9 protein-coding genes and 1 pseudogene are annotated in these 10995 nt (G+C 55.6%); 6 read left to right on the top strand and 4 right to left on the bottom strand.

The features are described from left to right. Positions 1-302: recombination-associated protein RdgC (gene rdgC / locus ABYP39_RS14010; RefSeq protein WP_372783112.1), on the top strand; the 302-nt coding region annotated here is incomplete at its 5' end. A 48-nt stretch (positions 303-350) separates the two neighbouring features. Here the strand turns inward: rdgC and ABYP39_RS14005 are convergent. Then, positions 351-1157, bottom strand: a complete 807-nt coding sequence (locus ABYP39_RS14005; RefSeq protein WP_372783110.1) for a tetratricopeptide repeat protein — start codon at positions 1155-1157, stop codon at positions 351-353. 9 nt (positions 1158-1166) lie between these two features. Then, positions 1167-2675, bottom strand: coding sequence for a metallophosphoesterase (locus ABYP39_RS14000; protein WP_372783108.1), 1509 nt, complete (start codon positions 2673-2675; stop codon positions 1167-1169). A 468-nt stretch (positions 2676-3143) separates the two neighbouring features. On the opposite strand from ABYP39_RS14000, the gene ABYP39_RS13995 reads away from it, so the two are divergent. The 3 genes from ABYP39_RS13995 to ABYP39_RS13985 all read left to right on the top strand — a co-directional run bounded on the left by ABYP39_RS13995 (position 3144) and on the right by ABYP39_RS13985 (position 7740). Then, entirely contained in the window at positions 3144-3953 is an 810-nt protein-coding gene (locus tag ABYP39_RS13995; RefSeq protein ID WP_372748694.1) for a hypothetical protein, read from the top strand. A gap of 123 nt (positions 3954-4076) precedes the next feature. Beyond that, positions 4077-5135: a DNA polymerase IV gene (gene dinB / locus ABYP39_RS13990; RefSeq protein ID WP_372783106.1), complete on the top strand. Its 1059-nt coding sequence runs from the start codon at positions 4077-4079 to the stop codon at positions 5133-5135. A gap of 385 nt (positions 5136-5520) precedes the next feature. Next, on the top strand, positions 5521-7740 hold the full coding sequence (locus tag ABYP39_RS13985) for a TonB-dependent receptor (protein ID WP_372748692.1): 2220 nt from the start codon (positions 5521-5523) through the stop codon (positions 7738-7740). Positions 7741-7832: 92 nt separating this feature from the next. Here ABYP39_RS13985 and ABYP39_RS13980 read toward each other — a convergent pair whose 3' ends face one another. Together ABYP39_RS13980 and ABYP39_RS13975 are read right to left on the bottom strand one after the other, a co-directional pair. Then, a complete protein-coding gene (locus ABYP39_RS13980) occupies positions 7833-8621 on the bottom strand; it encodes an amidohydrolase (RefSeq protein ID WP_372748691.1) in 789 nt (262 codons plus the stop codon). Then, complete coding sequence (locus tag ABYP39_RS13975) at positions 8618-9790, bottom strand: methionine aminotransferase (protein ID WP_372748690.1); 1173 nt, start codon at positions 9788-9790, stop codon at positions 8618-8620. Before ABYP39_RS13975 ends, ABYP39_RS13980 begins: the two co-directional genes overlap by 4 nt. 39 nt (positions 9791-9829) lie before the next feature. Between ABYP39_RS13975 and ABYP39_RS13970 the strand changes: the two genes are divergently transcribed. Together ABYP39_RS13970 and ABYP39_RS13965 are read left to right on the top strand one after the other, a co-directional pair. Next, entirely contained in the window at positions 9830-10690 is an 861-nt protein-coding gene (locus tag ABYP39_RS13970; protein ID WP_372748689.1) for a DMT family transporter, read from the top strand. 88 nt (positions 10691-10778) lie between these two features. Further along, positions 10779-10995, top strand: a pseudogene (locus ABYP39_RS13965) (long-chain fatty acid--CoA ligase); the annotation flags it as partial.

The raw sequence follows: 10995 nt of genomic DNA, 5'->3' as shown, positions 1-10995 counted from the left end.
GTAAAAATCAGGAGCTTACGTCGAAGGAAATTCTCAATCATATCGACAGCGGCATGCTGGTGAAAAAGCTGGCGCTGAGCTGGTCGGGCGGATTGGAATTTATGGTTGATGACCAATTGGTCGTCAAGCGCCTGCGTTTTAGTGATCTGATCATGGAGCGCGCTGAAGACGTGCACACAGACAGCGCGGCAGAGCAGTTCGACGTGGATTTCTCCATCATGAACGCCGAACTGGCCAGCTTCATTCCCGCACTGCTCGAGGCTTTCGGTGGCGAAGATACCAGTCACTTGGAAGCGGCCTGAAAAACCGGGGTCGGGTCGAATATTTTTTACTCGATCCGACCCCGGTTTTTAGAGCTGGGCTTTTAACGCTTCTACGTCGCGAAGCAGGGCTTGTGTGACCTGCGTACGCCGATGCCCGGCAAGCAACTGCTCGGCTACTCCCAGGTGATATTTCGCGGCTTCCCGATTCTTTGCTTGCAGCTGGAGCGTAGCCATACGTTTGTGCCAGAAGGGCGAGCTGCGCTCCGGCTCGCTGAGACGTGACATGCGTTTGATGGCGCCTGTTGCGTTGCCGCGTCCGGCGTCGATATCTATCGCCATGTTTTGCAGTTGCGGAATGGGGCCGGTGACGGCCATACGGTTGTCCAGCAGTTGCAGGGCTTTGTCGGCACCGTGCAATGCCAGCATCAGTTTCGCCGCTTTGCGGTAGTCTCCGCTGGGAGCGTCTGGTTTAAGCGAAAACACGTGCAGATAGTCTGCCAGCGCCGCACGCTGCTGTTTCAGAGCGGCCTGCGCCTCGGCACGCCCGTGCAGGGCGCGAAAGTGATCCGGCTCCCGACTGATGACCCAGTCGAACTGCTCGCGCGCCTTTTCCCATTCACCCATGCGACTGAAAAATTCACCCTTGATCAGGGCGGCGGACAGCGGCTCACCGAATTTGGCAGCCTTGTCGAGATCCGCAAAGGCTTCGTCCCAGTGTGCCAGCTCGGCATAAATGTGCGCGCGCCGTATGTAAAGAACGGGATTTTCAGGGTCGGCGTCAGTCATCGCGTGCAGGAAGCCCAACATCCGACCCTCGGACGGGCCGGCGTTAACCAGCATGCTAGGCGCAATGCTTAATACCAGGCACAGCGCGGTGGTCAGTGTGCGAGTCATGGTAAGGCCCTATCGAGTGATGATGAAGTGGTCGAGCACTTCACCTTTGTCATTGATAAAGCGCGCGGTCAGTGTGGTGGTGTCAACGTCGACGACGACTGAACCCAGATCAGCACCGGTGCTGAAAAAGTGTGCGGGGTGTCCCGCCGGGTCAGTCATACCCGTGGCTTGCCCGGAGCTACCAGCAACGGTGTAAACCACTTTGTCGTCGGCTCCGCTTTTGGTGATCTGCGTATAGGCTTCAGCGCCCTGACCGCTGGCCGGGTCGCCGGCACTGTTGAGTTCAGTGTGAATCGCCGGATCAAAGGTGTCAGACAGCCCGGTATGGCCGCTGAGGTAGTAAGATCGCTCGTAGGAATGGCTGTGGCCACCGTAGACCAGGTCCACCCCGTGCGCTTCAAACACAGGGTTGAACTGTTCCCGCATGTCAAAGATCGGTTGATCCACACCGCCGGCATCGACGTCTGAATCATGGCTGCCTTTGGTATAGGGTGGGTGGTGGAAGATCACAATGGTCCAGTCGGCAGTACTGCTCTGCAGATCTGCTGTTACCCATTCGAGCATGGCGGTGCGGTTTGCTTCGCTGCGGGCCGACACCTGCGAATCCAGGCTGATGACGTGCACATTGCCGTAGTCGAATGAGTAGTACTGCTCGGTGCCACTGGGCACACCACCGGTTTCACCCTGGGTCGGCAAGGTGTGAATGTTGAAGTAGGGTACGGGTGAGTCGGGTGGCAAATCTGCGACGCCAGTTACCGGTGTGTAGAGCTCAACCAGTGGCGATTGTGATAATCCGAAACTACCCATCTCATGATTCCCGATCGTAGGCCACAGGCCAACGCTGGCCAGTGTATCGGTGTACATATCAAATACCGAGATCTGATGCTGTTCGTCAGTGCCGTCGAGGTAGGCATTGTCGCCCAGCATCAGAAACAGGTCGGCTGGCTCGCCGCCATTGGCGGCAATCCATGTGTGATAACCGTCGCGTACCGCCGCCTGTCCACCAGCATTGTCGCCGCGATCAAGCAAGGGCGAGCTGGCCGTACCGGCATCGCCCACAATCCACACGCGGATATTGCCATCGGCTGGCAAGGCGCCCTTCACGGGGGCGGTGCGGAAGGTGTGCTTGGGGTCGGCGACACCAGCGCCGCCCACGGAGTAGTAATAGGTGGTATCCGGCACCAGACCTGTAATCACCGCTTCACTGTGACCGGTTTCGGTAACCACGGCTGCCGTTTCACTGCTGGCCGGCAGGCCGTTTGGATTGGTGCCAATGCAGACGCTGGTGGCTTCCTGCGTGTCGTCGTCGCGATTGCCGCGCCATTTGATGATCACCCGGTCGCTGCCCAGTTGCTGCAGGAACAGTCGCTCAGGGGTAATCGCATCGCCGTCGCACAGTGGCACATTCTGTTCCGGTGGCGCGGCCGAACTGGAGCGCGAGCTGCTGGAATCTTTGCAGCCGGACAAAAGAAACGTACAGGCGGCGAGTGCGGTGATGAAAGGCAATATTTTTGTCATGGGTCGATCCGTCGTAGGCGATAGTCATGGAATGGTCGCAAACCGGGCGCTTGCAGGCAGGTTAGCGCAGCGCTGATTATTATGGTTACGCCTTGTTAACCTATGATGACAAATCTACTGCAACTGTACAAAAAACAACCCCGTCCATTTGGAGGAGGCCGCTAAAAACTGGGGTCGGAGTGAAGAATTCTTCTCATCTACGAATAGTGCCGGACTTTTCGTTGATTAGAAAATACTCGATCCGACCCCGGTTTATGCCTATGTTGACGGTTAGCAGGCCACTACCATTCGACAGCGATGGTTTTTTCGGTACTCTACATGAACGCTGTTCAGTTGGGATTCAGTTCTATAGGAGTAGCCTGAACTGAAATTGGTGTTAATTTGGGTGTTTTTCACGGTGGTTTGTGGCGATACAGCCGGCGCTCGACTATTAGCTGAATGATATAAACAAATACGGACGACAATCATATGATTAAAAACTTACTGATCCTTTTAATGGCAGGCGCACTTGCGGCGGGTTTTACGTTCGCTGATGACCACAAAGATCAACGCCGGGACAAATCGGAGAAAATCAAAGGTAAATCTAAAGACGGTTATCGCGACGATGATGCGAAGGAGCGGTGGGAAGACGAGCAGGAACGTCGCAGAGAGCGGGATGAGGAAGCCCGGGAGCGCTGGGAGGAAGAACAAGAGCGCCGCGAAGATGACGAAGAGGAAGCCCGGGAGCGTCGAGAAGAGGAGCGTGAGCGCCGTAGAGAGCGGGATGAGGAAGCCAGAGAGCGCTGGGAGGAAGAGCAAGAGCGCCGAGAGGATGAAGAAGAGGAGGCTCGGGAGCGCTGGGAGGATGAGCAGGAGCGGAAAAAAGACAAATACAAAGACAAGCATAAAAAAGACAAGCACAAACAGAAAAGTAAAAAACCCGATGGCGTTCACGGACGCGACTGGGGTGCAGGCCAGGGCGAAAAGCGCGGCTGGAGTGAAGGTAAGCCGGGAAGCAAAGGCGACCGACATGAGGCCGGAAAACCACCGTACGATGATGACCATGATCATCATGCACATGACCCAGCAGGTGATGAGCATACGCCCGAACACGGTGACTCAGATCATGGTGCGACCGAGCCACAGAATCCTGAGCAGACACTGCGAGATATGGCGAAAGATGCAGCTGCGCGCAAGGCTGGCGCGGAAAAAGGTAGCGCTACCGAAGCCCTTATTCATATGGGCACTGATATGGTGATTGACCGCTCAACGGGTAAAGGTGATAACGCCGAGCAGTAACACTGCCCCTCACAGCGGACAAGGCGGCTTCGGTCGCCTTTTTTTGTTTTACTATAGGCGGGTCTTTGTCTTGCGCTCGGCGAATGTGGTGAAATACTCGCCTGAAAAAATCCGGGAAGTTCTGTGCGCAAAATCATCCACTGCGATTGCGACTGTTTTTACGCCTCGGTTGAAATGCGTGATGACCCCGCATTGCGCGGAATTCCGTTGGCAGTGGGTGGCGCCAGCGACCGCCGCGGCGTAATCGCCACCTGCAATTACGAGGCGCGCTCCTACGGTGTGCGTTCGGCGATGCCGTCATCCCACGCCAAACGCCTGTGCCCGTCGCTGGTGCTGATACCTCCCAACTTTGATAAATACCGCGCGGCTGCCTATCAGGTGCGGGAAATTTTTCACCGCTATACCGAACTGGTAGAACCGCTGTCGCTGGATGAAGCCTACCTGGATGTCAGCGATTCACCGCATTTTCAGGGTAGTGCCACCCTGATCGCTCGGGCGATTCGCGAGGCTGTAAGCCGGGAAGTGGGCATCACCATTTCCGCCGGGGTGGCGCCTAACAAGTTTCTGGCCAAGGTGGCCAGCGACTGGGACAAGCCCGACGGTCTGACCACCATCACCCCGGATCAGGTGCAGGATTTTGTGGCGGCGCTGCCGGTGCGTCGTATTCACGGTGTGGGGCCGGCCATGTATAAGAAACTTTCTCAGCACGGTATCGAGCGCTGCGGTGACCTGCTGCCGTGGTCCAAGCTTGATCTAGCGCAGGCGTTTGGTTCCATGGGAGAGACGCTCTACCGCTACGCGCGCGGTGAGGATCGGCGGCTGGTCGCCAACAACCGTGAACGCAAATCCTTGAGCGTGGAGCGCACCTATGCCGAGGACCTGATCAATCGACGTGCCTGCCTGAACCAGCTGCCCAACCTGCTGGCCAAGCTCGAGGAGCGGCTGGCGAACCTTACGCGGCGCGGCGCCATTACCGGCCATTTCGTGAAGCTCAAAAGCAAGGATTTTGAAACCACGACGGTTGATCGGCAGTTGGTCGGCGGGCTGGAAAGCCACGAGTTTCAGGGCATGATGGAAGAAGCCTGGGCGCGCTATAAGAAACCGGTGCGGCTGCTGGGGGTGGGGCTGCGTTTTCACACCGATCATATGAGCAGTGATCAGCAGCTTCGGCTGTTCGATTAGACGCGCTGTGGGGATGTTCGTTTTCTTGATAATTATCAAGTGTAACGAGAAGTGCGGAGGGGGTGTCTGATTCAGCCTCACTACGAGTCAAATTGTTAAATTGTGTATCGTAGTGGCGTGTGATAGTTATTGCACATTGTTACGCGCGGCGACACTTCTCGCCTCTCGTGCGTCGGACGTACCCAGCCCCCCTTTATTTTTGTTACCAAAAACTACAAAAATCCAGTTTCTGATCTAGAGTGTATAAGTGAGGCGGTGTGCACATTCATGGTGCGCGCCAGGAGTTACGATTTTAGTTACAAAAATCCGTATATCTCTTTGATTTAAGAGATGAGGCAGTTTCGGGGAAGCGTTTTATAACCATAATTTCTGTTGACCGGAGTACATGATGCGGAAAACTCGATTAGCGGCCTTGGCGGTTGCCTGTTCCCTCCCATTTACCTTAGCCCATGCCCAGCGGGCATCCGAAGCGTTATTGGAAGAAGTGCTGGTAACAGCACAGAAGAAATCCTCAGCTGAGGAGATTCAGGATACACCGATAGCGATTACCGCCTATGGGGCGGACCAACTGGAGGCGCTCAAGGTAAGGGACCTCAAAAGCCTGAGTTATTCGATGCCAAATGTGGCATTGGAAGATGTGGGCACCACCAAAGGGGTTGCCAACTTCTCCATTCGCGGCCTGGGTATCAACAGCTCCATTCCGTCGATCGACCCTACCGTGGGTGTATTTGTTGACGGCATGTATCTGGGTATCAACGGCGGCGTGGTATTCGACATGTTCGACCTTGCTGGCGTAGAGGTACTGCGTGGTCCACAGGGCGTGCTGTTCGGGCGTAACGTGACCGGTGGCGCGGTATTGGTAAGGACCAAACTCCCGGGTGATGAATTCGAGGCTAGCGCGAAGTACGCGGTTGAAACCGGGCTGAATCAGTATTATGCGGCGTCTGTATCTGGGCCGATGGTGGAAGGTGTGCTCAGTGCCAAACTGTCGGTCTATATGAATGAAGATGAGGGTTGGTTTGAAAATGAAGCGGGTGATGACTCCCACGGCGATGCCAGAACACGGCTGATTCGTCCGGTGTTTGTCGTAACACCTGACGATTACACGGAAATTATCCTGCGCTATGAACACGGTGAAGCCGAAGGCGATGGCCCCGCCGCGCAGAACCGGGCTTTTTGGGACCGCGATGACTTCAAGTTCGCGATTAACGAAAAGGGGGAATACGACAACAGCTGGGATCAGGCCATTGTTGAAGTTAATCGCGATGTGAACTTCCTTGAAGGCCGCTTCACCAACATTCTCGGCTGGCGTGAATACAACAACACTGGTGTTAGCGATATTGATGCGACAACATCAACACTGTTTCACGCTGGCTTTGAAACCCAGCAGGAGCAGGTCAGCAACGAGTTTCGCTTCAACGGTCAGCTGGGTAATGCGACGTATCTGACTACTGGTCTGTATTACTTCCAGCAGGAAGTTAAATATCAGGAAAACAGACTGGTGTTTGCGGGTGCACCGTTTAATACGCTTGTGAACCAATACGGCGGGGGTATTCAGGATCACGATACCTGGGGCGTTTTCGCGTCACTGGATTTTGATGTTTCGGAAACGTTGACCCTGACGGCGGGCCTGCGGTATAGCGAGGAAGAAAAGGAAGTCAAAATACGGTCACTGGTTCTTTCAACAACACCCGGCACCAATAATCCACGCAACATACCCGCCGGTCAGTGTGATGTTATTGGCGGCAACTGCGCTTACGATTTTACGGTCGCCTCAGGCGATCCGGCGAAAGAAGATTGGAGCAACATTACTCCCAAACTGGGCTTCAGCTGGCAGGCAGATGAGCTTACAAAGGTCTACGGTTTCTACACCAAGGGCTTCAGAAGCGGCGGCTACAACTTACGTAATACGTCGCCGACTACCCCTCCTGGACCATTTGATGAGGAAAAGCAAAGCTCGGTGGAGTTTGGTGTCAAGCATGATACCGCCGACAATCGTGGGCGACTGAATGTTGCGGTGTTTTACAACGAAGTGAAAGACATGCAGCGAGAAATCAATCTGTCCGACCCGATCTCCGGGGTGGTGCAGGTTATTCAGAATACAGCCGACGCCGAAATATGGGGCGTGGAGGTGGAAGGGCGCTATGCGGTAATGCCAAACCTGATTGTCAATCTGGCACTGGGTTACACAGAGGGAGAATATACCGATGTCAAATTTGATCTGAATGGCGATGGTACTTTGAACGACAAGGATGAGGCGCTGGATCTTCCGCGTCTGGCTCCATTCACTGGAAGTCTTGCCCTGATTCATGATCAAGATGTCGGAGACTTTGGTTTTATTACATCGCAGATCAGTTACAGCCACCGCGATGAGTCGGCCTACACCGATAACAATCGAGGCACACTGAACGATGCTAATATGGTGGATGCATCGGTGGCTCTGACACCCAACTCCGGCGACTGGACCGTGTCAATCTATGGTAAAAACCTGCGCGACGAAGCTACCGAGGGCGGCGATACCCAGCTACCCTTTGCGGCAGGCGCGACATTCTCTCCGCTGAACAAAGGGCGTGTGGTGGGAGCGGAATTCAAATACCGCTTCTAGATCAGGTCGTAACTCCGACAGCCGCTACAGAGCGAATGGTACTGTAGCGGCTGTCATGAGATTTTTTGTTCATTGCGGGCAACCTCCGCAACCTAGATCTGCAAGTCAAATTCGTCTGCATCGAGCATTGCCGGAAACTTCTCACGGAAAGCCTCCAACTCTGACTTCTCCAGCGTTGCGAAAATAATCTCAGGGTGGTGTTCTCGCGCCTGCGCCAGTGGCTGGCCTTTAAAGTCAATAATGGCGCTGTCACCACTATACGCAATGTCGTTGCCGTCTTCACCGACGCGGTTCACCCCGATCGCGAAGCTGAGGTTTTCTATAGCACGCGCAACTAACAGCGAAGACCAAGCGTGGCGACGTGGTTCGGGCCAATTGGCAACATAGACCAGCACATCGTAGTCATTGCGATTGCGACTGAACACTGGAAAGCGCAGGTCGTAACAGACCTGCAGACAGAAGCGCAGCCCGCGAAATGGCACTACGCAGCGCTCGCGACCGGCACGGTAGTGCTCGTGCTCTCCAGCCATGCGAAACAGGTGGCGCTTATCGTAATGGGTTTCACCCTCGGGGCTGACCCAATACAGGCGGTTGAAGTAGTGATCGTCTTGTTTTACTGCCACCGAGCCGGTAATCGCGCAGTTGTGCTGTGCACTAAGCCTGCGCATCCAGTCGAGGGTCGGGCCGCTGTCTGGAGTCACAGGTTCGGCCATCGTTTCCGGTGTCATGGCAAAACCGGTGGTAAACATTTCCGGCAGTACAACCAGGTCGGCGCGCCTGTCGAGATTGGCGGCACAATCGGCGATAAGTGCTTCGAAATATTCGCGGTTGCGCTCGGGCTGTTGCCAGTAAAGGGCGCTTTGTAGGGCATAAACGTTCATAGAGCTTTCAGTTTTTCGGCGGCGTCGCGCAGCGTCTGTTCGCGCTTGGCAAAACAGAAGCGGATGACGCGGCTTTGCGGTGGGGTTTCGTAGAAGACCGACAGGGGAATGGCAGCTACACCGTGTTCTCGGGTCAGTCGCTGGCAGAAGTCGAGATCGCTTTCATCGCTGATTGCGCTGTAGTCAGCCAGCACAAAATAGGTGCCCTGGCTCGGCAGGAGGTTAAAGCGCGAGCCCTGCATGGCGCTCACAAAACAGTCGCGCTTTGCGCGGTAAAATGCACCCAGTTCATGCACCTCAGCGCTACATTCATTTAGCATATCTGCCACTGCATACTGGGCCGGAGTGAAACTGGTGAAAGTGACAAACTGGTGCACCTTTCTGAACTCGTGGCTGAGCGCCGGCGGCGCAACGCAGTAACCCAGCTTCCAGCCGGTTACGTGAAAGGTTTTGCCGAACGAGGAAATAACAAAACTGCGCTCTGCCAGCGCTGGATAGCAATGTGCGCTGTTGCGCGCGTTTTCAAACACAATGTGCTCGTACACTTCATCGCTGATCACAAACAGGTCATGTTGTTCGGCAATACGCTCCAGTTGCCGCCAATCATCGTCTGTAAACACCGTGGCTGTGGGGTTGTGGGGGCTGTTCACCATGATCAGGCGGGTATTGGGTGTAATGCTGTCTTCAATACGCTGCCAGTCGGGGCGGTAATCGGGGGGCAGTAGTGGCAGGCGTGTACAGGTGCCGCCAGCCAACGCGATGGCGGGTTCGTAGCTGTCGTAGGCGGGGTCCAGCAGAATGACGTTGTCGCCGGGCCGAATCACCGTCTGTACCGCCACAAACAGAGCCTCGGTTGCTCCCGAGGTCAGGGTGATTTCCGTCTCGCTGCTGACCTTGCGGTGGTAGCATTCGCGGATCAGTGCGGCAATCGCCTCGCGCAGCTCTGGCACGCCATTCATCGGCGCGTACTGATTGCGCCCGGCGCTGGCATGCGTATTGAGGCGATCCAGCAGAAACTCGCTGGCCGTGAAATCCGGGAAACCCTGCGACAGGTTAATGGCGCCGCAATCGGCGGCCAGCGCCGACATGACGGAAAAAATGGTTGTGCCCACATGGGGCAGTTTGCTGTCGATATTCATATAATGCCGAGCTTTCGTTAATCGTCGCATTCTGCGCGAGCCACTCGCTCGCGTCCAGTGGGAGAGCCTTTGCCACCGTTATCTCTAATCCTTGTAGCACTCACCGCGATTGTTGCCATGTCGGCGGTTCCGGTGCTGGTCAAATCCACGGCGGCCAACGAGGTCACTATCGGGATTGCACGGCTGGTGATTGCCGCGGGGGTGGTCAGTATTCTGGTTGCCGTGTCACCGGCGCGATTACGCGCGATACGTGCGCACCAGTGGCGGCAGCTGGCGGTGATCGGCGCTGTTTTTGCCGTTCACTGGCTCACCTATTTTGCCAGTATCAAAATGGCGACGGCGGTAATAGCGGCAACCGCCATTGCCACGTACGGGGTGCAGTACCTGTTGCTGGCCTGGTGGTTCAATCGCGAACCGGTGCGCGGCGCGGAATGGCTGGCCATGCTTGCCTGCCTGGGGGGCTGTGCCGTCATGGTGCCTTCGCTGAGCCTGTCTGACTCGGTTACGGCAGGTATTGTCGTGGGGCTGGTTAGTGGTTTTCTCTATGCCTGTCTGCCTCTGCTGCACCAGCGCGCGGCGGCACTGTCCAATCTGCAGCGCACCTGGGGACAGTTCAGTTTTGCGTTGCTGTGTTTTCTGCCATTGTGGCCCTTGGCCGACTGGTCGCTCAGCAACACCGATTATTTGCAGCTGTTGACGCTTGGACTGCTCTGTACGGTGGTGGCGCACGGCCTGTGGGTGAAGGCGAGTACCGAATTGCCCCCGGTTTTTACCGGCATTATTTACTATGTCTATATTCCGCTCGCCATGATCAGCAGCAGCGTATTTCTCGACGAGGCGATCACTGCGCGAAAGTTGCTGGGCGCGGGCATGATCATTGGTGCCAGTACGCTGGTTACGCTTTACCGTTGGCAGCGCAGTCGAGCATGAATCGACTTGTCACCCGGCGACGTAACACATAATCTCTCAGACAGATATTTGATTACCTGTTCCGCACAATAAAACAGAGGAGCGAACAATGCTTGCACCGATGATGGAAAGCCCCTTGCTGATTTCCGGCCTGATGGAGTTTGGGGTGGTCAATCACCCGGAGGCGGAAATTGTCAGCCGTAAGGTAGAAGACAACAGCATTCACAGAATAACTCAGTTGGGCGCAGCAAAGCGCACCCGGCAGCTTGCCAACGCGTTGCTCAATTGGGGAGTTAAGCCCGGTGACCGCATTGCCACGCTGGCTT

The sequence above is a fragment of the Litorivivens sp. genome, from assembly GCF_041625495.1.
Classification (GTDB): domain Bacteria; phylum Pseudomonadota; class Gammaproteobacteria; order Pseudomonadales; family Spongiibacteraceae; genus Litorivivens.
Note: the sequence above shows the minus strand (reverse complement) of the source record. Positions and strands in the feature narration are given on the sequence as shown.

Excerpts from the sequence above, each read along its gene's own strand:
- ABYP39_RS14005 (WP_372783110.1), bottom strand. The coding sequence starts at position 1,157 with ATGACTCGCACACTGACCACCGCGCTGTGCCTGGTATTAAGCATTGCG.
- ABYP39_RS14000 (WP_372783108.1), bottom strand. The coding sequence starts at position 2,675 with ATGACAAAAATATTGCCTTTCATCACCGCACTCGCCGCCTGTACGTTT.
- ABYP39_RS13995 (WP_372748694.1), top strand. The coding sequence starts at position 3,144 with ATGATTAAAAACTTACTGATCCTTTTAATGGCAGGCGCACTTGCGGCG.
- ABYP39_RS13985 (WP_372748692.1), top strand. The coding sequence starts at position 5,521 with ATGATGCGGAAAACTCGATTAGCGGCCTTGGCGGTTGCCTGTTCCCTC.
- ABYP39_RS13980 (WP_372748691.1), bottom strand. The coding sequence starts at position 8,621 with ATGAACGTTTATGCCCTACAAAGCGCCCTTTACTGGCAACAGCCCGAG.
- ABYP39_RS13975 (WP_372748690.1), bottom strand. The coding sequence starts at position 9,790 with ATGCGACGATTAACGAAAGCTCGGCATTATATGAATATCGACAGCAAA.